The sequence below is a fragment of the Sphingomonas sp. MJ1 (PH-R8) genome (assembly GCF_048058635.1).
In the GTDB taxonomy this organism is placed as follows: Bacteria; Pseudomonadota; Alphaproteobacteria; order Sphingomonadales; family Sphingomonadaceae; genus Sphingomonas.
Genome location: NZ_JBBEFX010000015.1, coordinates 22,133 through 48,639, shown reverse-complemented (window position 1 = coordinate 48,639; position 26,507 = coordinate 22,133). Strand labels below are relative to the sequence as shown.

21 protein-coding genes are annotated in these 26,507 nt (G+C 68.4%); 12 read left to right on the top strand and 9 right to left on the bottom strand.

The window, feature by feature from the left end:
• The first annotated feature begins 143 nt into the window (after positions 1-143).
• From VPH46_RS12700 to VPH46_RS12690, 3 genes are all read left to right on the top strand, one after another.
• Positions 144-1,433, top strand: a complete 1,290-nt coding sequence (locus tag VPH46_RS12700) for a GumC family protein (protein WP_164521167.1) — start codon at positions 144-146, stop codon at positions 1,431-1,433.
• A gap of 1,418 nt (positions 1,434-2,851) precedes the next feature.
• Positions 2,852-3,640 (top strand): hypothetical protein, encoded by a 789-nt coding sequence (locus VPH46_RS12695; RefSeq protein WP_416611740.1) that lies wholly within the window; start codon positions 2,852-2,854, stop codon positions 3,638-3,640.
• A complete protein-coding gene (locus VPH46_RS12690; RefSeq protein WP_416611738.1) occupies positions 3,624-4,352 on the top strand; it encodes a metallophosphoesterase family protein in 729 nt (242 codons plus the stop codon). Before VPH46_RS12695 ends, VPH46_RS12690 begins: the two co-directional genes overlap by 17 nt.
• Here the strand turns inward: VPH46_RS12690 and VPH46_RS12685 are convergent.
• The 8 genes from VPH46_RS12685 to VPH46_RS12650 all read right to left on the bottom strand — a co-directional run bounded on the left by VPH46_RS12685 (position 4,349) and on the right by VPH46_RS12650 (position 13,437).
• On the bottom strand, positions 4,349-5,083 hold the full coding sequence (locus tag VPH46_RS12685; protein WP_416611736.1) for a cytochrome b: 735 nt from the start codon (positions 5,081-5,083) through the stop codon (positions 4,349-4,351). The two genes, VPH46_RS12690 and VPH46_RS12685, sit on opposite strands and share 4 nt — an antisense overlap.
• A gap of 70 nt (positions 5,084-5,153) precedes the next feature.
• The gene (locus VPH46_RS12680; protein WP_416611734.1) at positions 5,154-5,945 is read right to left on the bottom strand and encodes a sulfite exporter TauE/SafE family protein; all 792 of its coding nucleotides are present in this window, start codon (positions 5,943-5,945) and stop codon (positions 5,154-5,156) included.
• 18 nt (positions 5,946-5,963) lie between these two features.
• Positions 5,964-6,713 carry a 3'(2'),5'-bisphosphate nucleotidase CysQ gene (locus VPH46_RS12675; RefSeq protein WP_416611732.1) on the bottom strand — a complete coding sequence of 250 codons (750 nt, stop codon included), beginning with the start codon at positions 6,711-6,713 and terminating at the stop codon, positions 5,964-5,966.
• Positions 6,710-8,629, bottom strand: a complete 1,920-nt coding sequence (gene cysN, locus VPH46_RS12670) for a sulfate adenylyltransferase subunit CysN (protein ID WP_416611730.1) — start codon at positions 8,627-8,629, stop codon at positions 6,710-6,712. Before cysN ends, VPH46_RS12675 begins: the two co-directional genes overlap by 4 nt.
• A gap of 124 nt (positions 8,630-8,753) precedes the next feature.
• The gene (cysD, locus tag VPH46_RS12665) at positions 8,754-9,689 is read right to left on the bottom strand and encodes a sulfate adenylyltransferase subunit CysD (protein ID WP_416611728.1); all 936 of its coding nucleotides are present in this window, start codon (positions 9,687-9,689) and stop codon (positions 8,754-8,756) included.
• Positions 9,690-10,155: 466 nt separating this feature from the next.
• Positions 10,156-11,190 carry a glycoside hydrolase family 5 protein gene (locus tag VPH46_RS12660; RefSeq protein WP_416611726.1) on the bottom strand — a complete coding sequence of 345 codons (1,035 nt, stop codon included), beginning with the start codon at positions 11,188-11,190 and terminating at the stop codon, positions 10,156-10,158.
• Positions 11,187-12,077: a hypothetical protein gene (locus tag VPH46_RS12655; protein ID WP_416611724.1), complete on the bottom strand. Its 891-nt coding sequence runs from the start codon at positions 12,075-12,077 to the stop codon at positions 11,187-11,189. Before VPH46_RS12655 ends, VPH46_RS12660 begins: the two co-directional genes overlap by 4 nt.
• Before the next feature lie 22 nt (positions 12,078-12,099).
• Positions 12,100-13,437, bottom strand: coding sequence for an ATP-binding protein (locus tag VPH46_RS12650; RefSeq protein ID WP_416611722.1), 1,338 nt, complete (start codon positions 13,435-13,437; stop codon positions 12,100-12,102).
• A 190-nt stretch (positions 13,438-13,627) separates the two neighbouring features.
• On the opposite strand from VPH46_RS12650, the gene VPH46_RS12645 reads away from it, so the two are divergent.
• The 4 genes from VPH46_RS12645 (at position 13,628) to VPH46_RS12630 (ending at position 17,348) form a co-directional block, all read left to right on the top strand.
• Positions 13,628-14,812 (top strand): hypothetical protein, encoded by a 1,185-nt coding sequence (locus VPH46_RS12645; protein ID WP_416611720.1) that lies wholly within the window; start codon positions 13,628-13,630, stop codon positions 14,810-14,812.
• Positions 14,813-14,947: 135 nt separating this feature from the next.
• On the top strand, positions 14,948-15,529 hold the full coding sequence (locus VPH46_RS12640) for a calcium-binding protein (RefSeq protein ID WP_125958971.1): 582 nt from the start codon (positions 14,948-14,950) through the stop codon (positions 15,527-15,529).
• Entirely contained in the window at positions 15,526-16,458 is a 933-nt protein-coding gene (locus VPH46_RS12635; protein WP_416611717.1) for a class I SAM-dependent methyltransferase, read from the top strand. The genes VPH46_RS12640 and VPH46_RS12635 overlap by 4 nt, the downstream gene beginning before the upstream one ends.
• On the top strand, positions 16,455-17,348 hold the full coding sequence (locus VPH46_RS12630; RefSeq protein ID WP_416611715.1) for a sulfotransferase domain-containing protein: 894 nt from the start codon (positions 16,455-16,457) through the stop codon (positions 17,346-17,348). The genes VPH46_RS12635 and VPH46_RS12630 overlap by 4 nt, the downstream gene beginning before the upstream one ends.
• Before the next feature lie 477 nt (positions 17,349-17,825).
• Here the strand turns inward: VPH46_RS12630 and VPH46_RS12625 are convergent, their stop codons facing one another.
• A complete protein-coding gene (locus VPH46_RS12625; protein ID WP_416611713.1) occupies positions 17,826-18,734 on the bottom strand; it encodes a TraB/GumN family protein in 909 nt (302 codons plus the stop codon).
• Positions 18,735-19,041: 307 nt separating this feature from the next.
• On the opposite strand from VPH46_RS12625, the gene VPH46_RS12620 reads away from it, so the two are divergent.
• From VPH46_RS12620 to VPH46_RS12600, 5 genes are all read left to right on the top strand, one after another.
• On the top strand, positions 19,042-19,485 hold the full coding sequence (locus VPH46_RS12620) for a GNAT family N-acetyltransferase (protein WP_416611711.1): 444 nt from the start codon (positions 19,042-19,044) through the stop codon (positions 19,483-19,485).
• Between the two features lie 340 nt (positions 19,486-19,825).
• The gene (locus VPH46_RS12615) at positions 19,826-20,692 is read left to right on the top strand and encodes a glycine--tRNA ligase subunit alpha (protein ID WP_342453510.1); all 867 of its coding nucleotides are present in this window, start codon (positions 19,826-19,828) and stop codon (positions 20,690-20,692) included.
• Between the two features lie 150 nt (positions 20,693-20,842).
• Entirely contained in the window at positions 20,843-23,341 is a 2,499-nt protein-coding gene (gene glyS, locus VPH46_RS12610) for a glycine--tRNA ligase subunit beta (protein WP_416611709.1), read from the top strand.
• A gap of 97 nt (positions 23,342-23,438) precedes the next feature.
• Positions 23,439-26,105 (top strand): pyruvate, phosphate dikinase, encoded by a 2,667-nt coding sequence (gene ppdK / locus VPH46_RS12605; protein WP_416611707.1) that lies wholly within the window; start codon positions 23,439-23,441, stop codon positions 26,103-26,105.
• A complete protein-coding gene (locus VPH46_RS12600) occupies positions 26,102-26,308 on the top strand; it encodes a hypothetical protein (protein ID WP_317893076.1) in 207 nt (68 codons plus the stop codon). The genes ppdK and VPH46_RS12600 overlap by 4 nt, the downstream gene beginning before the upstream one ends.
• Positions 26,309-26,507: the final 199 nt, after the last annotated feature.

Here is a 26,507-nt window from a genome sequence, read left to right as displayed (position 1 = left end):
GGAGGGGGCGGTTAGCGCCGCCTGCGGGCGGAGACAAGCCCTGCGCGACTCGGGCGCGAATCACTCGGGAATGGAGTCGCTTCCCGTGGCCGCGGGCCGGGCCGGGCCGTAGCGTGCCGGGGAAGCGGAAGAAGGGGGCGCGGATGGGTGCGGGCGATCTGGTGGCGGCGGTGCTGGTCCGATGGCGGCTGGTGGTGCTGGTCGCGGCGGCGGTGCTGCTGCTGGTCGCCGGCTGGACGCTCGCCCAGCCGCGACTCTACCGCGCCTCGGCATCGGTGCTGTTCAACGTCGCCCAGTCCGATCCCGAAAGCATGGCCGGCGATGCGCCGCAAAGCAGCAACGCCCTGCTCGCCACCCAGGGGGACGTGCTTCGCAGTGCCCGGGTCGCGCACGACGTGGCGGTTCGGCTCGGCGGCGGCGCAGCGGGTGCCGGGGCGGACGGCGCCGGGCTGGAGCGGGTGGCGGCGGCGCTGCGCGCGAAGGTCAGCGTCACCAATGCCAAGGCCAGCAACGTGATGGTCGTCAATGCCGAGGATCGCGATCCGGAGCGGGCGGCGCGCATCGCCAACGCCTTTGCCGAATCCTACCTCGCGCAGGTGCCGCAGCTGCGGGCGGTCGCCGCCCAGGGCTATTCGAGCTGGCTGGAACGCCGCACCCGCGACGTGCGCGGGCGACTCGAACGCGCGCAGGAGGCGCTGGCGCGCTATCAGCGGGAGCGGGGGCTGGTCGGAGCCGGTCGGTTCGATCTGGATGCGGAATCGCTCCGCACCCTGAATGCCGAACTCGCCCAGGCGGAGGGAGCCGCCGCCGAAGCGCAGTCGCGCGCCGGTTCGCGCAGCGTGCCGGAGGTGGCGTCCGACATGGCGGTGCAGCAGCTGCGCACCAGCGTCGCCACCCAGGCGGCGCGGGTGGCCGAACTCTCCCGCACGCTGGGACCGAGCCATCCCGACATGCAGGCCGCCACCGCACAGCTGGCGGCGCTCCAGGGCCAGCTTTCCGCCGCGATCGGCAGTGCGGCCGAATCGGTTCAGGCCGCCAGCACCGCGTCGCGCCGGCGCGAGGCGAGCATCCGCGCCCGGCTCGCGGCCCGGGAGCAGGCGATGATCGCCGGCTCCGACGACCAGAACCGGCTCACCGTCCTCCAGCGCGACGTCGACGCGGCACAGCAGATCTACGACCAGATGCGTCGCGAGATCGGGCAGCAGTTCGTGCGCAGCCAGGCGAGCCAGGCCAATGCCAGCCTGCTCGATCGCGCCGACCCGCCGCGCCTGCCCTACAAGCCTAACCTGCCGCTGATGCTGGTGCTGGGAACGGTGCTGGGCATCGCCGTCGGGCTCGCCTCGGTCATGGGGCTCGAGTTCCTGGAGCCGCGGGTGCGCACGGACCACGGCGTCGAGCTCGCCACCGGCGCCCCGGTGATCGCCCTGGGCTAGGAGGAACCCACGACGTCGGGTGCTCGCCTCAAGGCGCGTTGCGCACCGATCCGTGTATCCCAACCGTTCAGGACGTCGGGCGGCCGAGGAACGCGCGCGAAACTACTCGCGGTCTTTACCTTCGCCCCGGCCAGGTCTTTGCAGACCGCGCGTGCCGTACTTCCGAGAAGCGATACCTCTGCGAAACCCCTGACGTGCTCCTGCGAAGGCAGGAGCCCAGGTTCCAAGCGCCGCAAGTCGTTGGTCTGCATGGCCCTGGATTCCTGCCTGCACAGGAATACGGTGTGACCGAAGGGCGGCGCTTCCGGCGTTCATCCTGCCCTTCGCGGCTGGGGCGCCTCTTTGCCATTGTTCGTTGGATCAGGGACGGATTCGTCTGGTAGAAGCAACGGGTGCACCGGCGCGACCCTGGATGCGAGTCCTTCTTTTCGCGCGCACTGCACCGGGACCGCTCGTCTTGAACTGCTGCGGCGGAGTGTGATGAAATGGGAACGCGCATAAAGGTTTTTGTGGCTTGCTGGATCGTTGCAAGCACGTTGCTGCTGAGCGGGATCACGCAAGGAATACGTGGTTTTGCCGAACCTCGATTCATCCAGGAGCAGTTCGCGAAAGCGAGCAAGCTGACCTGGTCTCCTTCGATCGAGATATCCGTTGAGGTAACGCTGAACCTCGCACGATGATCTTGCGCGCTCCTCGGTTTGGCGGGTGCGTGCAGCAAGGAAACCGCCAGCCCGCCGGGCAGGGACTGTGCGCGACGCCGTGAAGCCCACGGTTTGTCTTGGAAGAAGCGTTCGGGATTGAAGCCGGAGTATCTCTGCAAGGGGGGACTCGTGGTGTTCGGACGAGGTTCGGCATCTTCGCAGCCCGCTTGGGTTCCGCGGCCGCGCTGATCTGGGGTGTGTCTGGAGCGACGCGGCTCCTGCAAAGGGGCGATGCGCATCCAGCCGCAGGAAAGAGCATGCCGCTTCTGCCGGGCTCCGTGCTGCTCATCGGCGCGCTCCTCCGCCATCGCCCACGCGAGCATGCCCATTCTAGCCGGTGTGAATCGCCAATCCCGGCGCCCCGCCGCACGGCGCAACCCGTCTTCCCGGACCGCGTCTTTCCTACCGGACATGGGGCGCGGTACACCGGCTCCGTCCTCCAAAAAGGCGGAAGCGGTGCTGGACCAAGACCCTCATCCCGTTGCCGATTCTCCCGCGGGCCGCGGCTGCCGCGCGGGCGCTTCGCCGGAAGTGCGCGGAGCCTGTTCTTGGACTAACTTTCGACTAACTTTCCGCGGTCGCATGGCCGCGGCCGGAGCCGTTCGCCCGGCCGGGCACGACCTGCCGGATGTGCCTCCATTCGGAACGCTTGCCCCGGCAGCCCGTTGTTTCCGTCCTGCCACCCCCCGGCAGATCAGGGAAGGAAACCGCGTGCGCATGACCGACACACCCCCGGTGCTGGATGCGTCCGCGTTCGATCCCCCGCCCAATTCGCAAGGCTTCTACACCGACTCGCTCCGGCTGCTCGGCGAGTCCGGCGTGCCCTATCTGCTGTCCGGCACCTATGCGCTCAGCTGCCACACCGGCATCATCCGCCCGACCAAGGACATGGACGTGTTCTGCAAGGCGGGGGACGCGCCGCGGCTGCTCGCCTGGTTCAAGCAGCACGGCTACGAGATCGAGGTCGAGGACGACCGCTGGATCGGCAAGGTCTGGCAGGGCGAGCATTTCTTCGACGTCATCTACAACCTGTCCTCGGCCAGCATCCCCGTCACCGAGGACTGGTTCCGCGACACCTATGAGGTGGAGATCTACGGCAGCATCGTGCCGGTGACGCCGCCGACCGAGTTCATCCTGTCGAAGCTCTTCATCCAGGATCGTTATCGCTACGACGGCGCGGACGTGGCGCACGTCATCCTGAAGAAGCACGACGAGATCGATTGGAAGCGGCTGCTGGCTACCATGGAGCTGCAGTGGGAAGTGCTGCTGATCCACCTGCTCAACTTCCGCTTCATCTATCCGACCGAGCGCGACTGCGTGCCGCGCTGGCTGTTCGACGAACTGATCGACCGCGCCCGGCTCCAGGCGGACCTGCCGCCGGCGAACGTGAAGGTTTGCCGCGGCCGCCTGCTGAGCCCGCGCGACTATCTCGTCGACATTTGTGACTGGGGCTTCGCCGACGTGGTCGGCAAGGGACTTGAGGAGCAGCATGAGCGAAAAGCCTGAGCGCATCGTCCTGGCGGCAACCGGCGACCTGCACGTCAACGACGCCGACGCCAACCGCTACCGCGACCTGTTTGCGGAGATCTCCGAAAAGGCGGACGTGCTGGCGCTGACGGGCGATCTCACCAACTTCGGCAGGACGCGCGAGGCCGAGAACCTGGCCGAGGACCTGCGCCACTGCACGATCCCGGTGGTCGCCGTGCTCGGCAATCATGACTATGAATGCGGCCAGCCCGAAGAGGTGGTGCGCATCCTCCAGGGCGCGGGCGTGACGGTGCTCGACGAGCAGGCGGTGGAGATCGCCGGGGTCGGCTTCGCGGGCGTGAAGGGCTTCGTCGGCGGCTTCGATCGCGCCGAACTGGGCGCGTTCGGCGAAAAGGCGATCAAGGACATCGTCGACGAGTCACTGGCCGAGGCGCGCAAGCTGGAGAATGCCCTGCGGACGCTGCGTACGGACCGTGCGGTGGCGCTGCTCCATTACTCTCCGGTGGCGGCGACCGTGGAAGGCGAGCCCAAGGAGATCTGGCCGTTCCTCGGCTCGTCCCGCCTCGCCGACGCGGTCGACCGCTTCGACAATGTCCGGCTGGTGCTGCACGGCCATGCGCATCGCGGCAGCTATGAGGGGCGCACCCGGCGCGGCGTCCCCGTCTACAACGTCGCGCAGTTCGTGCTGACCGAGCAGTTCGGCAAGCCGTACGTGCTGTACGAGGTCTAGCGGGGCTCGGCCCGGCCCAGCCCCATGCGGGCGAGCTCGCGCTGGCGGTCGACGAACTGGTGCTTGAGGGCGCCAGCGACGTGGAGCAGCAGCAGCGCGAGCAGGATCCAGGCGCCGATGGCGTGAAAGGTCTCGATCCGCGCATGCACGGCGCGCTGTTCCGGCACCCCTGCGGGCGTGCGGCCGAGTTCCTGGACCGGGCCGATCATCGGCAGCGGGAACAGGCCCCAGATTTCGGTCGGGCCGCGCTTGCGCGGCGGCAGCCCGCCGCCCTTGCCTTCCCCCGCAGGACCGCCGCGGGAGGTCGTGTCGGGCTTGAGCGTGGGTGCGGGGGGCGCGCCGGGCGGGTTCTCGGCAGCCCAGGCGGCACCCGGCGAGTCGGCCGGCGGATTGGCCGAGATCATCGCCCAGCCGGAGAAGGGCATCAGCAGCATGGCGGCGTAGAGCAGGAGGTGGACAGCCTTGGCGAGCCGCTTCTCCCACTGGACCATGGGCAGGAAAGGCGGCGGGCGGTTGGTAAGCCGCCAGCCGACCAGGACCAGCGTCAGCACCAGGATGGAGATCCCGGACGAGACGTGGAAGGCGAAGAAGCCGCGAGGTAGCACCGGGCGCAGCAGCCCGGAGGTGAGATTGTAGAGGATCAGCGCGGCGATCGCCCAATGCAGCGCGATCGCGACATTGGCGTAGCGCAGCCTTCGGCGCGCGCTCCCGTCGTAGGTGTCGACCCCCATGCGGACCCACTCCTTCAAACCTGCATCAACCTGTCCCTCGGCCGCGGCCGGGTCAAGCACGCGGAGGCGGTCAGGCGAGCAACCGCGTCCCGGTGATCACCAGCACCAGCGCCAGGGTGGGGCGAAGGACGCGGTCGGAGGCGCGGGAGGCGAACAGCGAGCCGGCGATGATGCCGGGGATCGAGCCCAGCAGCAGCCCGCCGAGCAGCGGCGCGTCGACGTTTCCGAGCGAGAGGTGACCCAGCCCCGCGACCAGCGTCAGCGGCACGGCGTGGACGATGTCGGTGGCCACCAGCTTCCGCGTGGTGAGGCGCAGCGGATAGAGGCCGAAGAGGATGACGGCGCCGAGCGCGCCTGCGCCTACCGAGGTGAGCGTCACCATCACCCCCAGCAGCGCCCCTGCGAGCACGGTCAGCGGCGGCTGGAGGTGGTGGAAGCGGGCGGCCGAGCGGGCGCGGAAGCGGATCGCCGCCCGTTGCAGCCGCGGGCGCAGCAGCGTCGCCCCCGCCGTCAGCAGCAGCACCACGCCCAGCGCATGCAGGATCAGCCCGCCCTTGATCGCATGGGTGTCGGTCTGCGCGAGCACCCATAGGGTCAGTCCGGCGGCAGGAAGGCTGCCGAGGCACAGCCGGCGCACGACCTGGAAGTCCGGGCCGCCGTCGGTGCCGCGGTGGCGATGATGGATGAAGCCGCCGACCGACTTCGTGATCGCGGCGAACCACAGGTCGGTCCCGACCGCGGTGATCGGCGTCACCCCCAGCAGCAGGATCAGGATCGGCGCCATCAGCGATCCGCCGCCCACGCCTGTCATGCCGACGAGCAGCCCGACACCCAGGCCGGCGATCACATTGTACAGGTCCATGGCCCCCCGCTGCGGCGGCTAGGCCGACAGCTCGGCGACCAGCGCGAGCAGGCGGGGCGCGGCCTCCAGGCGACAGATCAGCAGGTCCGGGAGGTAGGGGTTGGCGCAATTGTAGACGAGCGGCTGGCCGTCGATGCGGCTGACGTGCAGCCCGGCCGCGGCGGCGACGGCGACCGGCGCGCAATTGTCCCATTCATACTGGCCGCCGGTGTGGAGGTAGATGTCCGCCTCACCGCGAACCACTGCCATCGCCTTCGCCCCGGCCGATCCCATCGCGATGAGTTCGGCGCCGATCGCCTGCGCGACCGCGACCGCCTGTTCGGCCGGACGGCTGCGGCTCACCAGCATGCGCGGTGCGCCGCCGTGTGGCGGTGGGAGGACCGGCGGCGTATCCGACGCCAGCGTCACGCCGAGCGCCGGCAGCGCAACGGCGCCTGCCGCGGCCCGGCCGCCGACCGACAGCGCCACATGCACCGCCCAGTCGCTGCGCCCCTCGCTATACTCCCGGGTCCCGTCGAGCGGATCAACGATCCACACGCGCTCCGCCGAGAGCCGCGTGGCGTCATCCTGCTCCTCTTCGGAAAGGATCGCGTCGTCGGGGCGCGCCTGCGCCAGCGCCTCCAGGATGAAGCGGTTGGCGACGCAATCGCCCGCCTTGCCCAGCGCCTTGCCCGCGAACAGGCCGGAGCCGCGGATTTCCATCAAGACCCGGCCGGCACTTTCGGCGATGCGGCGGGCGAGCGCGGCGTCCTCCGCCAGCGTCGTCACGCCGTGGTGCCGAGCAGCTGGGCCACGATCCGTTCGGCAGCAGCCTCCGGCGTCTCCCGAGTGGTGTCGACGTGGATATCCGGCGCCTCGGGCGGCTCATAGGGGCTGTCGATGCCGGTGAAGTTCTTGAGTTCGCCGGCGCGCGCCTTGCGGTAGAGACCCTTCACGTCGCGCGCCTCGGCCACTTCCAGCGGAGTATCGATGAAGACCTCGACGAACTCGCCCTCGGGCAGCATGCTGCGCACCAGCTCGCGTTCGGCGCGGAACGGCGAGATAAAGGCGGTGAGCACGATCAGGCCGGCGTCGGCCATCAGCTTGGCGACCTCGCCCACGCGGCGCACGTTCTCGACGCGATCGGCATCGGTGAAGCCCAGGTCCTTGTTGAGCCCGTGGCGGATGTTGTCGCCGTCGAGCAGGAAGCTGTGCTTGCCAAGCGCATGCAGCCGCTTTTCGACCAGGTTGGCGATGGTCGACTTGCCCGATCCGGACAGGCCCGTGAACCACAGCACCTTGGGCGCCTGGTGCTTCTGCGCGGCGTGCGCCTCGCGAGTGATCTCGACCGCCTGCCAATGGACGTTCTGGCTGCGCCGGAGCGCGAACTGCAGCATGCCGGCCGCGACGGTCGCGTTGGTGAGCTTGTCGATCAGGATGAAGCCGCCGAGGTCGCGGCTGTCGGCGTAGGGCTCGAACGCGATGCCGCGGTCGGTATAGACCTCGGCCACGCCGATGTCGTTGAGGCCCAGCGTCTTCACCGAAAGCTCGGCCATCGTGTTCACGTCGACGGCATGCTTGGGCGGTTGCACCGTCGCGCTGACGGTGCGGGTGCCGATCTTCATCCAATAGCCGCGGCCGGGGAGCAGATCCTCCGCATCCATCCACACGATCGTCGCCTGGAACTGGTCGGCGACCTGCGGGGGCGCGTCGGCCGCGACCAGCACGTCGCCACGCGAGCAGTCGATCTCGTCGGCGAGCGTGAGGGTGACGGATTGGCCGGCACCGGCCTCCTCCAGGTCGCCGTCCAGGGTGACGATGCGGGCGATGGTGGAGGTGCGGCCGGAGGGAAGCACGCGCACCGCATCGCCCGGTTTCACGGTGCCGCTGGCGATCAGGCCGGCAAAGCCGCGAAAGTCGAGGTTGGGGCGATTGACCCACTGCACCGGCATGCGGAACGGGCGGCGGCGGTCGGCAGCAAGGTCGACCTCGACCGTCTCCAGATGCTCGATCAGCGTCGGCCCCTGGTACCAGGGTGTCTGGTCCGAGCGGCTGGCGATGTTGTCGCCGCCCAGGCCCGAGATGGGGATGGCGGTGAAGTCCTCGATCCCGATCGAGCGCGCAAACGCGCGATAGTCGGCGACGATCTCCGCGAATCGGTCCGCATCATAGCCGACCAGGTCCATCTTGTTCACCGCCAGCACGATGTGGCGGATCCCGATCAGGTGCGCGAGATAGCTGTGGCGGCGGGTCTGGGTGAGCACGCCCTTGCGCCCGTCGATCAGGATCACCGCCAGGTCGGCGGTCGACGCGCCGGTGACCATGTTGCGGGTATACTGCTCATGGCCGGGGGTGTCGGCGACGATGAACTTGCGCTTCTCGGTCGCGAAGAAGCGGTAGGCGACGTCGATGGTGATGCCCTGCTCGCGCTCGGCGGCGAGGCCGTCGACCAGCAGCGCGAAGTCGATGTTCTGCCCCTGGGTGCCGATGCGCCGGCTGTCGTTCTCCAGCGCTGCCAGCTGATCCTCGAAGATCATCTTCGAATCATAGAGGAGGCGGCCGATGAGCGTCGACTTGCCGTCGTCCACCGACCCGCAGGTGATGAAGCGCAGCAGCGTCTTGTTCTGGTGCGCCTTCAGATAGGCGTCGATGTCCTCGGCGATGAGGGCGTCGGTCTTGTAGATCGGATCGTCGAGCACGGACATCAGCAGGCCTCGTCATGCTGAACGTGTTTCAGCATCCACCGCGCCGCAGGCAGCGTCGGTGCGCGGGGAGGAAGGAACCCGGAAACAGGTCCAGGGTGGCAGGAGAGAAGGGACGCGACCCGCATCAGAAATAGCCCTCCTGCTTCTTCTTCTCCATGCCGGCGCCGCCTTCGTCCTTGTCAATGGCGCGGCCCTGGCGCTCGGAGGTGGTGGTGAGCAGCATCTCCTGGATTACTTCCGACAGGGTCGCCGCCTCGCTCTCCACCGCGCCGGTCAGCGGGTAGCAGCCGAGCGTGCGGAAACGGATGGAGCGTTCGACCGGAGTCTCGCCCGGCCGCAACGGAAAGCGCTCGTCGTCCACCATCAGCAGCATGCCGTCGCGCTCCACCGTGGGCCGGGGTGCGGCGAAGTAGAGCGGCACGATCTCGATCCCCTCGGCGAGGATGTATTGCCAGATGTCGAGCTCGGTCCAGTTGGAGAGCGGGAATACGCGGATCGACTCCCCCTTGGCCTTGCGCGCATTGTAGAGGCGCCAGAGTTCAGGCCGCTGCGCCTTGGGGTCCCAGCGGTGGCTTGCCGAGCGGAAGCTGAACACGCGCTCCTTGGCGCGGCTCTTCTCTTCGTCCCGGCGGGCGCCGCCGAACGCCGCGTCGAAGCCGTATTTGTCGAGCGCCTGCTTCAGGCCTTCCGTCTTCCAAAGATCCGTGTGCAGGCTGCCGTGGTCGAACGGGTTGATCCCGCGCGCCATCGCGTCCGGATTGTGGTGGACCAGCAACTCCATGCCGGCATCCGCCGCGGCTTTGTCACGCAGGTCGTACATCGCCCGGAATTTCCAGGTGGTGTCGACATGGAGCAGCGGGAACGGCGGCGGCGCTGGGAAGAACGCCTTCTTGGCGAGGTGCAACATGACGGCCGAATCCTTGCCGACCGAATAGAGCATCACCGGCCGCTCTGCCTCCGCCACCACTTCGCGCAGGATGTGGATGCTCTCTGCCTCGAGCCGCTGGAGGTGCGTGAGGCCGGACCCGGACGGCCGGCGGATGGACGAAGAGGCGTTCATGACCCGGAGTTGGCAGAACGTTCCGGGCCGTACAATGGCGAATTGCCCCATTTACTCGGTCCGTCCCGGAGAGATCTTGGGCGGGTAGAAGCGGAACTTTAGGAGGGCCCGAAAAGCGGCCCGAACCGCAAATGATAACTTCGCGGAGCAATAGAGATGCTTTGGTCGGTGGTCTTGCTGCCGCGTACGGCTGGCGTCCCGCGCGTGCGAGACTCAATCGGCGACGTGGTCATTCTGGTGTGGCGCAGCGATGAACGGGACCGACGCGTTTGGACGGCGAGGCAGGTGTTCTCCGTGGGGTGCAGTCCGCAAGAGGATCGTCCGTGCTCGATCGGAGGGCGCTGGGAGCTTCTTCTCCGGAGTCGGCAGGACTGCGCCTTGGGGCTACGGAAGGTGGGCGCGCTGCCCGCTCGGGCTCGACGATCCGGAGGGGCGACATGGATATCCCTCGGCGCCGCGGCGCGTCCTATCGCGCCAGGTGGCGGCGTAGGACCCGCATCTGCGGCCGCTCGCCGCCCGTGCGGCTCGGCTGCACGCTGAAGGCGTAGCTGGCCGGCCACCAGGGACCCGCCGCCCAATAGGTCCAGCCGGACCAGACATCCCCGTTCCGGTCCATATAGGCCAGCATGCGGTCAAGGGTTGCCAGGCATGCGGCGTCGCCGCCGGCGCCGAACTCGGCGAGGAAGCCGCGCGCCCCTACCGAGCGCAACCAGGCGGTGGCAGCACGGAGTCGGTCGACGCCGGTATCCGGGCCGCCGCAGCCCGGGTGGATGCCCGAGGAGTCGTTGTCGAGATACTGGTGCATTTCGAACGCGAAGTTGCCGCCGGGGTCGCGAAACCCGGCGAACGCATCGGCATTGGAGCCGCCGCCGCCGGTGCGGGCCCAGCTGTGGGCGCCGGTCCACTTCGTACCGGGCACCAGGACCAGATTGCGGGCGCCCGTGGCGCGAATGGCGGTCACCACCCGATCGACGATCCTGCGCCACTCGGTCGCGGCAATGCCGTGCGGCTCGTTCATCAGCCCGAAGGCGACGCGCTTGCCCCTGTAATGCGCGGCGAGGCGCTTCCAAAGATCGACCAGCCCGTCGGCGACCACCGGCTCCGTGACGCTGCGACTGGCGTATCTGCCGTAGTTGTGCACATCGAGGATCACCGTCAGTCCGTAGGCGGACGCCCTGGCGACGACCGCATCGAGCCGCCCGACTTCCACCGGGGAGAGCGCCTGCGAAAGCCCGGGCTGCACGCGCTCCCAGCGGAGCGGCACGCGCACGACGTTCATGCCCCCCTTGGCGAACGTCGCCAGATCGGCGTCGCGCGGGTAGAGGTAGTCCTTGCCATAGATGCCCGGGCGCCTTGCAGGCTTGAATTCGCCGCCTGCGATGTTGACGCCGGTCAACTGCGGTCTGGCTTGCGCGGCAGCGGCAGCGGCAGCGGCAGCGGCGGGCGAGGGCAGCAGCAGCGCGAGGAGCGGGAGCACGACCGTGCGAACGCCGCCGATCACGGCACGATCACCGTCCCCAGCAGCGGCACCCCGCTTTCCTCCAGCAGCATGGTCAGCCGCTGGAGCGGGCGGAGCGCGCTGGCGTTGCGGCTCGCCAGTACCAGCGCGCCGTCGAAGCCGCTTAGGACCGTGTCGACCGCGCCGAAACGGGGCGACTCCCCGCGCGCGGAAAGGCTGAGAAGGAGCAGCCGGTACCGGCCGATGCGGCCTTCCAGCGCTTCTGCCAGCGGCCTGCGCTCGATCAGTTCGGGGCCATCCGCCGCTGCGGGGCCCGCCGGCAGCAGCGATAGCCGCTCGATCGCGGTCGGCTGGACGGCGGCGCGTCCCTCCGCTTCCTGGAGCAGCGTCGATAGACCCGCCTGGTTCAGTGTGCGAAAGAGCCGGTCCTGCGCCGGTGCCTGGATATCGCCGTCGATCAGCAGCGTCGGCCAGCCGAGCTGCGCGCAGACGACCGCGAGGTTCGCCGACACGCATGCCACCTCCACCGTCGTGTCGAGGCCGATCACCGCGACGGCTCGGCGGTCATCGGGGGTGTCGCTGTGCCAGCGGCTCGACAAGGTGCTGCGTAGGTCGCGGATGCGGGCCACCGCGTCACCACCGGCCTCGAACGCGGCAAAGACGGACGGATCGACGCGAGGGTCGCCTGGATGCAGCAGAGCGCCGTGCCGAGCCGCTCCCGCTGCGGCACCGCCGGGCACGGATGCGCCGTCGTGCACCGCGCCTCCGGCCTCCTGCGGATGCGAGGCCATCGGGTCGCTGAAGGCATCGATGGGCGGCATTCCGGGCGACGGCAGCGGGCCTCGACTCGGGTCGCCGGGGGCATCGTTCGGCCACAGCCGCGCGCCCTCCAGGCTGCGTGCATCGAGCGCGGTGGAGCGCAGTCTCATGGCAGGACTCTCCCGATCATCTTCATTCTGCGGCCGCCATCGCCGGCCGGGGCTCGGATGCTGCGAGCTGGAGCCGCGCGAGCAGGAACTGGGGTGCGAGCGAGTCCGCGAAGACGGCGGTGCCGCCATCGTTGAACAGCAGGGCGGGGGCGAGCGCCTCCGGTACCCGGTCGGCGGCAACCGTCTGATGCGCGGCGGCATCGCAGGCGAGCGCCCGCAGCCGCTCGCGAAGATCGGCAAGCCGGCAGAGGCGTTCAAACAGCGCGGCGGCGGACGCGTTGACGCTGGCCCATTCCTCGAAGCTCGCCGCCAGTCCGGTGCGCACCGCCGCCACATCGACCGTGCCGGCGCCGGCCTCCGCCGCCGCCAGGCCGGCTGCCTGGCAGAACAGGCGGACATGATAGGGAGAGCCCGCGGCGGCGGCGCCGATCAGCACGCGGGCCTCGGCAGGGAAGAGCAGGCCGCTGCGCCGTGAGCCCTCGTCGATCACCGCCTCCACGGAGCGCGATCCGAACGGGCGGATCGGCACGGCGGTGAGGTGACGGCGCAGCGACGGGTGGGCCTCGAGCAATTCGTCCACATCGGCGGCGATTCCGACGAGCAGGAACTGGAGCGGGGCGCGCGTGTCGGACAGCAGCTTCAGCAGGCTCGCCATCTGCGCCTTCGTCTGCGCGTTTTCGATGCGATCGAACTCGTCCACGATCAGGAAGACTCGCCGCGCGAGCCCAGGGGCGGCCGCGCTTACGAAGTCGCGCGCCGTGAAATCGCGCTCCGCGAGCGCGGATAGTGCAGCCCGGCCGGCGGGACGCGCCTCCGCCTGCAAGAAGGGAAGATAGGGACGCAGCAGGTCCACGAACTCGGTGTCGCCGGTCGCCGCGTGATAGAGGGCAACGCATTCCGCCTCATCGGCGAGATCGCCGAAGATCCGCGCGAGCGACGTCTTGCCGGAGCCGCGGGCGCCGAAGATCACCGCATGCTGGCGCCGCTCGACCACGCCATCCACGAGCCGGTTGAGCTCGGCCATGCGCCCGAGCAGTTCGTAGCGGTCGTCCACCGGCTGCGCGGCATTGAAGGCGGCGATGACGCGGGAGCGCTGCGATCGGGCCCCCATCGCTGCCGCAAAGCGCTGCGCCGGGGCCTGGGTGCCCTCCGCCTCGGGACGGACCGGTGTTGCATCCATGTTGGAAGCAATCGCCGTGTCCCCGACCGCCGGCGTTCCCACCGGGATTGCCGGTGCGCTGCGGTGGTGCAGGGCCGAGGGAGCAGGCGACGGCCGCTCGTTCACCGCCCAACGCACGATGCGATGGACGGCGCGTCGAACCCGGCGCCACCACCCGCGTGTCTTGCCATCCTCTGCCATGAGGAAGTCGTACGACGCATGCGGCAAGTAGAAAAGTGGATGGGTCCAACAAGTGCGGCAGTATTGAACCAATCCATCATTGTGCGAACCTGGAAGCCGCGCGATCGTAACTGGCAGCTGCGTTGCAGCCGGTGGATTGAGGGGCGGGATGGCGGCCGATTTTTTGTTCGACAGCGGAAAAGGCGGCGGCGTGGACCCGCCTGCCGCATTCCTCTTCACCCAGCAGACGATCGGCCTGCAGGCGCGCAAGACCAGCATGGTGTTCCTGGCGGAGGCGCTGGTGCGGCGGGGCTACCGGGTCCATGTCGTGACCGTGCAGCGGAGCTGGCTTAGCAGGCTGCGGCGGAATACCGAAGGCGCCGCAATGCGCGGTGTGCCACGCAACGGCTGGTATGCGGCAGATGGGATGCAGGGATTCCTGTGGGTTCCGCCGGTGCATCCGGTAGCCGCGCGCCGTGGGATGCGGCAGTGGCTCTCCGCGCCGCTGGTCGCGTTTTATGGTGTCTTGTTGCCGCGCGCGGTGACCGAGCCGCTGCGGAAAGCCGAACTGGTGGTGATCGAAAGCTGCGCGGCCGTCGCGCTGTTCCGGCGTGTCCGCCGGATCGCCCCCGAAGCACGCATCCTCTACAGCATGAATGATCGGCTTACCGTGATCGGCATGCATCCGGGACTCGAGCGACGGCTGCGGGCGGACGCGGCGGGCTATGATCTGGTGCGTGTCCCCGCGGCCGCACTGCTGGATGACCTGCCGGGCGCCCGCGCGGCGCTTGTCCGCCATGGCATCGATCGGCGCGCCTTCGACCGCGTCTCGGCCTCCCCGTACAGCAGCGGCCCGAACGCGGTGCTGATCGGCGACATGATGCTGGACCAGCCACTGCTGGAGCGGCTTGCCGGTGCGTTCCCCGACGTGCGGTTCCACTATTTCGGGCGCACGCCGCTCGCGTTCCCGCTGCGCGCGAACCTCACGGCATGGGGGGAGCAGCCGTTCGAGCGACTCGTGCCGTTCGTCCAGCATGCAGACGTGGGGCTGGCGCTCTATCGGCGGGTGCCGGGGCTCGCCTACCTGGCCGAATCCAGCCTGAAGAACCTCCAGTATCGCTACTGCGGGCTGCCGGTGGTGGGGCCGGCGTTCGCGATGCGCGGTGTACCGGGGGCGCTGTCCTATGACCCGGATTGCCACGAGAGTGCGGCGGATGCGCTGCGCAGGGCGCTGGAGAAGGGGCGAGGCCCCCCGGAGGCAGTGGCCGATTGGGACGAGGTTGCCGGCGAATTGCTGGGCCTTGTGGGCGCGGTGGGAGCAACTTCCCCTCCATCCATTTCGGACATCCAAAATGGACGAATTGCCCAGCCCAATCGGAGCAATCTCCGGGGATGAGGCTGCGCTTACAATTGCCAGGGGATGAACTTCAGAAGTAAATTGCGCTGCGGTGCGTAGTACCGATCTTACAAACTAATCAAATCAGGCAAGTCGCTTGATAGCCGATACTGCGCCCTTTGTCGGGAGGTAAACATGGCCTACTATAACGGTACTTCGGGTGACAGCGTGATCGTCGCGGATGGGAACGGAGAGGACGTCCTCAAAGGCGACGCCGGCAATGATCGTCTGAACGGCACCCATGGCACGGACCGGATCAAGGGCGGGTCGGGCAACGACAATCTCGCTGGGCAGCAAGGCAACGACTATCTGCAGGGGGACGCCGGCGACGACATCCTCTTCGGCGGATCGGGAAGCGACTTCCTGTTCGGTGGATATGGCGCCGATAAGTTCGTCTTCGACGACTTCAACCACAGCGATGGCACGAACGACATCATCAAGGACTTCAAGTTGACGCAGGGCGACACGCTCCTGCTCAAGAACGGGGTGACGATCACCGCCGCGGTGATCACCGATCTTCCCGACAGCCTCTATGCCGACAATGAGCGGCCGGACATCCGCATCACCCTGACCTCGGACAACGGCTCGACCCAGCAGCTGTGGCTGGCGGACGTGATGACCGAGAAGGACAATGCGGCGCAGGACCGCCAGATCGCCGCGCTCGAGGATTATCTCGAGAGCCTGGGCTACACCGGCGGCCTCGCGTTCGCGGCGTGAGCGAGGCACCGGCACTCCGGCTGGTCTCGCAGGATATCGGCTCCGCCTCGCGCGGGGCCGGTATCCCGGCCGACCACGAGTCGATGACGGCGCTCGAGACGCAGGTCGTGGTGCCGTGTCCGTTGTGCGGCAGCCGGGAGGCGTGGGGCTGGGGATGCGAGAACGGCTATTCGGCGGTGAAGTGCGTCGGGTGCGGGCTCGTCTATGTCTCGCCACGCCCTGCCGACGAGACGATCAGCGAGGCGACGCGCACCGGTCAACACCGGCATGAGGTGGGCGCGATGTCGGTGGTCTACTCGCCCAGCCGCCGCAAGCTCGCGCGCTATCGCAATCGGATGCAGCGGGTGCTCGCGGGCGAGCTGGGGAACGATCCGGTGACCTGGCTCGACATCGGTGCCGGCTTCGGCGAATTACTCGAAGCGTTACGGGACGTGCTTCCTGCCGGCTCGAGGATTCGCGGGATCGAGCCCATGACGGCCAAGGCGGCGCACGCACGGGCGCGTGGGCTGCCGGTCACCTCCGAACCGCTTGCGCAGGTGACCGAGCGGTTCGACTTCGTGTCGCTGATCAACGTGTTCTCGCATTTGCCGGACCCGGGCAGTTTCCTGTCCGACCTTCGTCGGCTGGTGCGCCCCGGGGGCACGCTGGTGCTGATGACCGGGAATGGGGCCGAGCTCGACAGCGCGAACAGCTATCCCGACCGGCTCGACCTGCCCGACCATCTGGTGTTCGCCGGGCGTCCGCAACTCGACGCCTTCCTCGGCGAGGCGGGGTTCGAGCCCTATCGTCGCGACCTGGTGCGGCTGGACACGGCGAGCTGGGCAGCCAAGGCTCTGATCAAGAAGACGCTCGGGCAGCCGGTGCCGCTGGTGATTCCGTACCGCTCCCGGTTTCGGGACATGCTGTACCTCGCAAGGCGGGTGCGATGAGCGTTGCGCTGCGTGACCGGCCGGAGGTCGACGCCAGTGCGGCCAGCGTGCCCATCGACTTCCTGGTGCTGGGAGCCCAGAAATGCGGCACCACCTGGATCCACCATGTGCTGAGCCAGCACTCCGGCGTCTTCATCCCGCCGGCCAAGGAACTGCACTTCTTCAACAAGTCGTCGGCGCTTTCGCGAGGATGCGGCTGGTATGCGGATCAGTTCGCCGCTGCCGGGGCGGGGCAGCTGCGCGGGGAGTGCACGCCGAATTACCTGTGGAATCACCTCGATCCCCGCGACCGGGCGGTACCGGGCGAGCACCATGATCTTGCGCCCAAGCTGGCCGAGCTGCGCCCGCAGCTGCGGCTGGTGGCGACGCTGCGCAACCCCGTCGACCGGGCAATCTCCGCCTTTCACCATCACATCAACCAGGGGCGGATCGCGCCGGACGCCCGAATCCTCGACCATCTCTGGACGCTGGGCATCGCCTCGATGGGCATGTACGCGCGCCACCTGCAGCACTGGATCGACGCGTTCGGGCGGGAGCCGCTGATGGTGCTGATTTATGAGCAGGACATCGCGCCCGACACGGTCAAGTCCGCGACGGCGCAGCGGCTGTTCGCCCACCTCGGCCTGGCGCCGTTCGAGGTGCCGTCGCTCTACGAGCAGCTGAATGCGCGCCGAAGCTATCTGGCAATGCGGCTCGCGCGCCATTTGCCGCCTTCCGGACTGGCCGGGCGTGTGGTGCGTCGCGGCATCGACACGGTGACACCCGCGCGCGTGGATCGCCTGTTCCGCTTCGGTGTGTCGATGGAGGAGCGCGTGGAGCTTTCGAGACTGTTCGCCCCGCACCAGGCGGAGCTGGAGGCGTTGCTCGGGCGGCGTATGCCGTGGGGGTGATGGCGAGCAGTCGGTCGGTCCCACACGCCAGCGCTTCGTCGTACGAAGCGGTGTAGCAGGATGGTAGCTTCTACGCCCGGGCAGTCGCGCCATGGCGCGCCAGATCGTGGCATCCGGAACTGGGCGTTCGGCACACTTGGCCCATCGATGCGGGACCCGGCTCGCCGCCTGGGGGGCAACGGCGCCGCGATGGCGTGCGACTTGGAAGTCGCCAAGACCCGATCGGCTCATGCTGGCGCTGCACCAGGCAGAGGAGGGGGAAAGCGGTTTGCCCGACAATGAGGAGGATGGCACCGAAACGCAACGATTAGCCGGTGCGGCTCTCGGACGGCTCGCGAAGCTGGGGCGGTGCAACGGTCGAGACGCTGGCTGTCACCGCTGGCTGCCGAAGACCCCTGCAGCCGGTGCGGAACTGTGGCGACAGCCTCTCCGGCCCGTTGGCTGCTATCTGCGCGGTGCGGTGCCGCTGCGCCCTGATCAATTCTCTCGGGGCTTCGTCGGCACTGGGGTGAGGCGGCGGACGTGCAGCCCCTTGGCGGCGAGGGCGGCCTGGAGCGATCCGGGGCCGACGAGGTGGCCGGTGCCGACTGCCATGAAGACACGGCCCGGTCGGTCCATGCGCCGCATGACCCAGTCAGCCCAGGCAGCGTTGCGGTCGGCGAGCACGCGCTGCTGCACGGCGTCCGAGGTCTGGCGCAGGTCGTGGGCGATGATCGCGGCGAGGGTGTCGGTATCGCCGCGGCTCCACGCCTCGGCCGTGCGGCGCATGAGATCGGCGGCGGCGTCCTGCCCGTCGAGGACGCGGGTCAGCATCGCGATCTGCTCGGCCTCCGGCAGCTGGTCGAACATTGCGATCTGGTCGCGCTGGGTCTCCAGGCCCTCGATCGGCTTGCCCGCACGCCGTGCGGACGCGGTGAGCACGGCCTCCACGCCCGCTTCCCGGCTGTAGCCGGTCCGGCGGAGCGGCAGGATCGAGAGCGAAGTCGCCGCCAGCCATGGGTCCATGCGGTCGAACGCCCCTTCCGGATAGCCGGCTGCGCGCGTCGCGGCGGCCAGCTTCTCCGCATAGCCGGGGGGCAGGCGCTCCGGGAGCGGAGGCGCATCGGCCGGGGGCGCCACGCGGCGGAGTGCCGCCTGCACCTCTCCCTCGGGCGGGGCGACCAGTTCGAGCACCAGCGTGTCGCTCTCCTCGAATGCGCGGCGTACCGGCCCCTGGAACCAGGCGAGATCCGGGCGCAGTTCGTGCACCGATCCGAACAGATAGACGATGGTGTCGGCATCCTGCACCGCCCACAGCGCCGGCTGCGGCGGCGGTCCTGCCGGGCGCGCGGCGGGGCCGGCGAAGAACAGGACGAAGGCGGCCAGGAGCAGGCGGACGAGCGGCATGCCAATGTTCTTAGAGGCTGGCGGGTGCGAGCAGAAGCGGGCGCATGTGCTGACCGCAGCATTGTCGCCGACGCAGTGCGAATTTCGCGCGATTTGTGCTTAGTCGATCAGAGGCCCCGGGGTCGTCGGCCTGGGGGCTGCGCCAATCCAGCTTTCCCGGAAGAGGAAGCTCATGCACGGATGGTGAAACTGGGCGGGAAGCAAGCCGCAGCTTTTGGGCGGCAACGACGCGGACCGGACATCCATCCGTTGCGGAACATAGAAGGCTCGGCCAAGAGCCGGCTGCTATCAGTCGGGAGCGCTAACGTTGACGGTTCGCCAAGCCACCATCGCCGATCTGGACACTCTCGTTTCGTTGTTTGATGCGTACCGCCAGTTTTACGGACAGCCTTCGAATCCCGCTGCTGCACGAACATTCTTGAAGGACCGATTGGAGCACCAGCAGTCCGTGATCCTGCTTGCACGCAAGGACGGGCGCGACGTCGGCTTTGCACAGCTTTATCCGAGCTTCTCGTCTGTCAAATTATCTCGAACCTTCATCCTCAATGACCTGTTTGTCACACCCGACGCGCGTGCGTCTGGCTTTGGCAGGATCCTGCTCGATGCTGCCTGCACCTATGGCCGGCAGATTGGCGCGGCACGGTTGTCGCTCTCAACCGCGGCCGACAACGCGAACGCTCAATCCTTATATGAGCGCGCTGGCTGGACGCGGGATACCGAATTCTATGCCTACGACTTCGCGCTGACCTGACGGCGGTTCAGGTCTATGCGCCAAGGCCGGAATCGGGTTCATCGTCGATGCTCAATCCGCATTTCGGAGGGATCTATCACCCACGGTTAGAAGACCGCGCCGCGCTGGTTGATGAGTCGTGGTGACATGGTCGCCGTCTGCCGGAGCCACCCGGGCGCGGTCAGCGGGAAACCGCTGGAACGGGTGTTAGCGCCTGGCCGCCCTCGCTCCGGCGCTTCCAGCCCGGTAGCCGGGCGGCGGTATGCCCACCTCCCAACGCTCCCGGAGAGGCTCGATGCTTGACCCCTTTCGGGCCATGGGTCAAAGCGCGGCCGTGTCCGAGCCACTCAGCTTCCAGCGCATGATCCTCACGCTCCATGACTATTGGAGCGATCGGGGCTGTCTCATCCTCCAGCCGTACGACATGGAGATGGGCGCCGGCACCTTCCACACCGCCACGACGCTGCGCGCGCTGGGGCCGGAGCCGTGGAACGCCGCGTTCGTCCAGCCGTGCCGCCGCCCGACCGACGGGCGCTATGGCGAGAACCCGAACCGGCTGCAGCATTATTACCAGTATCAGGTGATCCTGAAGCCGAGCCCGGCGGATTTGCAGGAGCTGTACCTGGGCTCGCTGGCGGCGATCGGCATCGACTTCACCCGCCACGACATCCGCTTCGTGGAGGACGACTGGGAGTCGCCGACGCTGGGCGCCTGGGGCCTGGGCTGGGAAGTCTGGTGCGACGGGATGGAAGTCACCCAGTTCACCTATTTCCAGCAGATGGGCGGGTTCGACTGCAAGCCGGTAGCGGGCGAGCTGACCTATGGGCTCGAGCGGCTGGCCATGTACATCCAGAACAAGGATTCGGTGTACGACCTGGCGTTCAACGACGCGGGCGTCACCTATGGCGACGTATTCCACGAGAACGAGGTCCAGATGTCGACCTGGAACTTCGAGGTCGCCGACACCGACACGCTGTTCGACCAGTTCCGCAAGGCCGCGGCCGAGTGCGAGCGCTGCCTTGCCGCGGGTCTCCCGATCCCGGCCTATGAACAGGCGATCAAGGCGAGCCACACCTTCAACCTGCTGCAGGCGCGTGGCGTGATCTCGGTCGCGGAGCGCCAGGCCTATATCGGCCGCGTGCGGGACCTGGCGAAGGGTGCGTGCGCCAAGTGGATCGAGAAGAAGACGCCCGAATGGCAGGCGCGCTTTCCGGGGTGGACGGCATGATGCGTGACGCGAAGATCCTCTCCTGGAAGGAGAGGGGGACCAGCGCAGCTGGTGGAGAGGTACTTTCCACCCGCGATGCGGTCGCCTGCGGCCGATACCCCTCCACCATGCTTTGCATGGTCCCCCTCCCCTTGCAGGGGAGGAACTGAGATGCCTGATTTTCTTCTCGAACTCCGCTCGGAGGAAATCCCGGCGCGCATGCAGGAGCGGGCGCGCGAGGATCTGGCCAAGCTGTTCGCGGCCGAACTCGGCAAGGCGGGGCTGAAGGCGGCGGAGATCGTCACCTATGCGAGCCCGCGCCGGCTGGCGCTGATCGCGCGCGGGCTGCCGCTCGCGACCGAGGCGGTGCGCGAGGAAGTGAAGGGTCCGCGCGCCTCCGCGCCGCCGCAGGCGCTGGAGGGCTTCCTTCGCAAGACCGGCCTTGCCCGCGAGGACCTGGTGGAGCGGGACGGCGTGCTGTTCGCGGTGACCGACAAGCCGGGCCGCGCGACGGCCGAGGTGCTGGCCGAGGCCGTGCCGGCGGTGGTCCGTGCGTTTCCGTGGCCCAAGGCGATGCGCTGGGGCGCGGCATCGGTATCGACCGAGAGCCCGCGCTGGGTGCGCCCGCTGCAAGGAATCGTCGCGCTGCTCGACGACACGGTCGTGCCGTTCGAGGTGTTCGGGGTGGCGTCCGGTGCGGCGACGCTTGGCCATCGCTTCCACCACCCCGGTGCCATCACCATCGGATCGGCGCACGACTATGTCGAAAAGCTGCGCGCCTGCCACGTCATCGTCGATGGCGCCGAGCGCCGCGCGAGCATCGCGGTGGGCGCCAAGCTCGCCGCGCAGGGCGCCGGGCTGACGCTGGTCGAGGACGAGGGGCTGCTGTTCGAGAACGCCGGCCTCACCGAATTCCCGATGCCGCTGCTCGGCCGGTTCGACGCAAGCTACCTGTCGGTGCCACCCGAGGTGATCCAGCTCACCGCGCGCGTGAACCAGAAGTATTTCGTCTGCCGCGACGGTGAAGGGCAGCTTGCCGACGCGTTCGTCTGCACCGCCAACATCGATGCCGAGGACGGCGGCGACAAGATCGTCGAGGGCAACCGCAAGGTGCTGGCGGCACGGCTGTCGGACGCCAAGTTCTTCTATGAGACGGACCTGAAGACGCGGCTGGAGGACCTCACCCCCAAGCTGGAAAAGATCGTCTTCCACGAGAAGCTCGGCACCGTCGCCGAGAAGGTCGATCGGGTGGCGAAGCTCGCCCGCTGGCTGGTGGAGCAGGGGATCGTCGGCGCGAGCGAGGCGCCGGCGCATGTCGAGCTGCCGCTTGATCCGTCGTCGTCGCCGATCGACGCACGCGACATCGCCGCGGGCACGGCGAGCGCCGACCGCGCGTGGCTGGCCGACATGGCCGAGCGCGCGGCGCGGCTCGCCAAGGCGGATCTCGTCACCGGCATGGTCGGCGAGTTCCCGGAGCTGCAGGGCCTGATGGGCGGCTATTATGCCGCCGCGCAGGGCGAACCGGCGGAAGTCGCCGAGGCGATCCGCGACCATTACAAGCCGGTTGGTCAGGGCGATGATGTGCCGACTGCGCCGGTGACGGTGGCGGTGGCGCTGGCGGACAAGCTCGACAGCATCACCCAATTCTTTGGCGTGGACCTGAAACCGAGCGGCTCCAAGGATCCGTTCGCGCTGCGGCGCTCGGCGCTTGGCGTAATCGCCCTGCTGCTCGACAACAAGCTGCGGCTGCCTCTGTCGCAGGTCGCAGGCGAGGACGTGCTCGACTTCTTCGCCGATCGCCTGAAGGTGCAGCAGCGCGAGGCGGGCGTCCGCCACGACCTGATCGACGCGGTGTTTGCACTGGGCGGCGAGGACGATCTCGTCCGGCTGCTGGCGCGGGTGCATGCGTTGCAGGGGTTCGTGACCACCGAGGACGGCACCAACCTGCTTGCCGGCTACAAGCGTGCGGCCAACATCCTGAAGAAGGAAGGCTACACCGTTCCGGACGAGCCCCGCTCGCCGGTTGAGGCGGGGGCGCGGCAGGTGGGCGGCGCGAACGGCGAGGCTACCGGGCACGTGAGCGGTGAAGCCGAGGCAGCAGCGCAGGGCGCCGCCATCGGAGTTCATCGCAGCGTTGCCGCCAATGCGCCCGATGCGCCGGGATCGGCCGTGCCAGTGGGTGACACGGGTACGCCGGGCAACCTGCGCTTCCAGGACGAAGAGGCGAACCAGGCGGTCGATCGCCAGGGCACGACAGAGCACGATGGCACGGCGCATCCCTTTGCCGGCGGCCAGCCCGACGGCATTCCCCAGACCGGCGAGGAGGACCCGCTGGTCGAGGTGGAGCAGGGCGAATTCACCGGCTCCGTCGCCGCCTTTGCGCGCAGCGAGCGCGCGCAGTCGCTGTCCTATGAGCCCGAACCGGCCGAGGATGCGCTGATGGCGGCCCTCGACGTCGCCGAGCCGCGCGCGGCCAAGGCGATCGCCGACGAGGATTTCGAAGGCGCGATGGCGGCACTCGCGTCGCTGCGGGCGCCGATCGATGCCTTCTTCGACAAGGTGACCGTCAACGACGCGGATCCCGCCAAGCGCACGGCACGGCTCGCGCTGCTGGCGCGGGTGCGGGCGGCGGTGCACCGCGTGGCCGATTTCTCCCGGATCGAAGGATAGCGGACAGCCCGATGCGCTGATGCTATCCTTCGCCCGAAGGTCTGGTTTGTGATCCTCCTCCCCAGGGAACGCACTCCAACCCACGCAAGGAACCACGATGACGCAGTATGTGTACCGTTTTGGCGGCGGAGTTTCGGACGGGGGCTCCGGCGACAAGACGCTGCTCGGCGGCAAGGGCGCCAACCTCGCGGAAATGGCGTCGATCGGCCTGCCGGTGCCGCCGGGGTTCACCATCTCCACCCAGATGTGCACGCGCTATTATGAGGAGGGGCAGAGCTTCCCCGACTCGCTGCGCCAGGAAGTGGCTGAGGGGATCGCGCATATTGAGGGCGTGACGGGCAAGACGTTCGGCGATGCCGCCGATCCGTTGCTGGTGTCGGTACGTTCGGGCGCGCGCGTGTCGATGCCCGGCATGATGGACACGGTGCTGAACCTGGGCCTCAACGACCAGACGGTCGAGGGGCTGGCGACCGCGTCCGGCGACGCGCGCTTCGCCTGGGATAGCTATCGCCGCTTCATCCAGATGTATTCCGACGTCGTGCTTGAGCTCGATCACGGCCGCTTCGAGGAAGCGCTGGAGATCGCCAAGGAGGACAATGGCTACAACCTCGACACCGAGCTGACCGCCGAGGACTGGCAGAAGCTGGTCGCCGAGTACAAGGCGCTGGTCGAGGAACTGTGGGGCAAGCCGTTCCCGCAGGACGTGCACGACCAGCTGTGGGGCGCGATCGGCGCGGTGTTCGGATCGTGGCAGGCGGAGCGCGCCAAGGTCTATCGCCGGCTCAACAACATCCCCGGCGACTGGGGCACCGCCGTCAACGTGCAGGCGATGGTGTTCGGCAACATGGGCGACACCTCGGCCACGGGAGTCGCCTTCACGCGCAACCCGGCGACCGGCGAAAACGCCTATTACGGCGAGTTCCTGATCAACGCGCAGGGCGAGGACGTGGTCGCGGGCATCCGCACGCCGCAGTATCTCACCAAGGCGGCGCGCGAAGGCGCGGGTGCCAAGCCGCTGTCGATGGAAGAGGCAATGCCGGACGCCTATGGCGAGCTGGCGGCGGTGTTCGACCGGCTGGAGCGGCATTACCGCGACATGCAAGACATCGAGTTCACGGTGCAGCAGGGCAAGCTCTGGATGCTCCAGACCCGCTCGGGCAAGCGCACCGCCAAGGCCGCGCTCAAGATCGCGGTCGACATGGCCGAAGAGGGGCTGATCACGCGCGAGGAAGCCGTCGCGCGCGTCGACCCGGCGGCACTCGACCAGCTGCTCCACCCGACGCTCGATCCGGATGCGCCACGCGACGTGCTGACCAAGGGTCTGCCGGCGTCGCCGGGTGCTGCATCGGGCGTGGCCGTGTTCGACAGCGACACCGCAGAGCGCCGTTCCGCCACGGGCGAGCCGGTGATCCTGGTGCGCGTCGAGACCAGCCCCGAGGACATTCACGGCATGCACGCCGCCAAGGGCATCCTGACCGCACGCGGCGGCATGACCAGCCACGCGGCGGTGGTCGCCCGCGGCATGGGCCGCCCGTGCGTTTCGGGTGCCGGTAGCCTTGCCATCGACAGCCGTGCGCGCGTGATGCGCGTCGGCACGCGGGAGATCCGCGAGGGCGACACGCTCACCATCGACGGCTCGACCGGCGAGGTGATGGCGGGTTCGGTGCCGACCGTGCAGCCCGAGCTTGCCGGCGACTTCGGCACGCTGATGGAATGGGCTGATGGCGTCCGCCGCCTGAAGGTGCGCGCCAATGCGGAGACGCCGCTCGACTGCCGGACGGCACGCGACTTCGGTGCCGAGGGCATCGGCCTTTGCCGTACCGAGCACATGTTCTTCGAGGGCAGCCGCATCACGGCCGTGCGCCAGATGATCCTGGCGGAGGACGAGAAGGGTCGCCGCGCGGCACTCGACAAGCTGCTGCCGGAGCAGCGCCGCGACTTCATCGAGATCTTCGAGGTGATGGCGGGGCTGCCCTGCACGATCCGCCTGCTCGATCCGCCGCTGCACGAGTTCCTGCCGCACCAGGAGGCGGAGTTCGCCGAGGTCGCATCGGCCGCGGGCGTGGGCGTCGAGCAGCTCAAGCGCCGGGCTGCCGAACTCCACGAGTTCAACCCGATGCTCGGCCATCGCGGCTGCCGGCTGGGCGTGACCTACCCTGAGATCTACGAGATGCAGGCGCGCGCCATCTTCGAGGCGGCGTGCGAGGTCGCGGAAAAATCGGGCGAGGCGCCGATCCCGGAGGTGATGATCCCCCTGGTCGGCACGCGCAAGGAACTGGAGCTGATGAAGGCGGTCGTCGGCAAGGCGGCTGAGGCCGTGTTTGCCGAGAAGGGCCGCACGATCGAGTATCTGGTCGGTACCATGATCGAGCTGCCGCGCGCCGCGCTCAAGGCGGGCGAGATCGCCGAGGTGGGCGAGTTCTTCTCCTTCGGTACCAACGACCTGACGCAGACGACGCTGGGCGTCAGCCGCGACGATGCCGCGCGCTTCCTGGGCGTCTATGTCGACAAGGGCATCTACGCGCGCGATCCGTTCGTGAGCCTGGATGTGGACGGCGTGGGCGAGCTGATCGAGATCGCGGCGGAGCGCGGGCGCAAGACGCGGCCGAACATCAAGCTCGGCATCTGCGGCGAGCATGGCGGCGATCCGGCCTCCATCGCCTTCTGCGAGAAGGCTGGTCTCGATTATGTGTCGGCGTCGCCGTACCGCGTGCCGATCGCGCGGCTGGCGGCGGCACAAGCCGCGCTGAAGGTCCAGGCATGAGCATGCGCCGCCCAGGCGAGGGGCAGAAGCTGACGCGGGAGGGGTTCGACCGGATCGGGCCCTTCCACCCCTATGTCGTCTGGGCGGCGATCCTGCTGTTCGACCTGCTGGTGGTGCTCGCGATCCTGGCGGCACTCACCATGGCCGGCGACCGGATCGAGGACCAGCTCTGGCCCGGCGGCACGGAGTGGGTGACGATCTGAGGCATATGGCCCGGCGAAAGACCGGGCCGAGTTCGGCGACGGCGTGTGGTGTGCGGATGCAGGCCGTCGCGATCACCGCCTGCAATCGTTCCTCGTTCTCCCGCGCAGGCGGGAGCCAGGGTTCCATAAGCTACCGGCCGTTGTTCTGCTGGACCCTGGATCCCCGCCTGCGCGGGGATACGGGTACGAGGTCCCAGAC

What these genes read in the sequence shown, in the direction of transcription:
- VPH46_RS12700 (WP_164521167.1), top strand. Translation starts at nt 144, where the DNA reads ATGGGTGCGGGCGATCTGGTGGCGGCGGTGCTGGTCCGATGGCGGCTG.
- VPH46_RS12695 (WP_416611740.1), top strand. Translation starts at nt 2,852, where the DNA reads ATGACCGACACACCCCCGGTGCTGGATGCGTCCGCGTTCGATCCCCCG.
- VPH46_RS12690 (WP_416611738.1), top strand. Translation starts at nt 3,624, where the DNA reads ATGAGCGAAAAGCCTGAGCGCATCGTCCTGGCGGCAACCGGCGACCTG.
- VPH46_RS12685 (WP_416611736.1), bottom strand. Translation starts at nt 5,083, where the DNA reads ATGGGGGTCGACACCTACGACGGGAGCGCGCGCCGAAGGCTGCGCTAC.
- VPH46_RS12680 (WP_416611734.1), bottom strand. Translation starts at nt 5,945, where the DNA reads ATGGACCTGTACAATGTGATCGCCGGCCTGGGTGTCGGGCTGCTCGTC.
- cysN (WP_416611730.1), bottom strand. Translation starts at nt 8,629, where the DNA reads ATGTCCGTGCTCGACGATCCGATCTACAAGACCGACGCCCTCATCGCC.
- cysD (WP_416611728.1), bottom strand. Translation starts at nt 9,689, where the DNA reads ATGAACGCCTCTTCGTCCATCCGCCGGCCGTCCGGGTCCGGCCTCACG.
- VPH46_RS12655 (WP_416611724.1), bottom strand. Translation starts at nt 12,077, where the DNA reads ATGAGACTGCGCTCCACCGCGCTCGATGCACGCAGCCTGGAGGGCGCG.
- VPH46_RS12650 (WP_416611722.1), bottom strand. Translation starts at nt 13,437, where the DNA reads ATGGCAGAGGATGGCAAGACACGCGGGTGGTGGCGCCGGGTTCGACGC.
- VPH46_RS12640 (WP_125958971.1), top strand. Translation starts at nt 14,948, where the DNA reads ATGGCCTACTATAACGGTACTTCGGGTGACAGCGTGATCGTCGCGGAT.
- VPH46_RS12630 (WP_416611715.1), top strand. Translation starts at nt 16,455, where the DNA reads ATGAGCGTTGCGCTGCGTGACCGGCCGGAGGTCGACGCCAGTGCGGCC.
- VPH46_RS12625 (WP_416611713.1), bottom strand. Translation starts at nt 18,734, where the DNA reads ATGCCGCTCGTCCGCCTGCTCCTGGCCGCCTTCGTCCTGTTCTTCGCC.
- VPH46_RS12615 (WP_342453510.1), top strand. Translation starts at nt 19,826, where the DNA reads ATGATCCTCACGCTCCATGACTATTGGAGCGATCGGGGCTGTCTCATC.
- glyS (WP_416611709.1), top strand. Translation starts at nt 20,843, where the DNA reads ATGCCTGATTTTCTTCTCGAACTCCGCTCGGAGGAAATCCCGGCGCGC.
- ppdK (WP_416611707.1), top strand. Translation starts at nt 23,439, where the DNA reads ATGACGCAGTATGTGTACCGTTTTGGCGGCGGAGTTTCGGACGGGGGC.
- VPH46_RS12600 (WP_317893076.1), top strand. Translation starts at nt 26,102, where the DNA reads ATGAGCATGCGCCGCCCAGGCGAGGGGCAGAAGCTGACGCGGGAGGGG.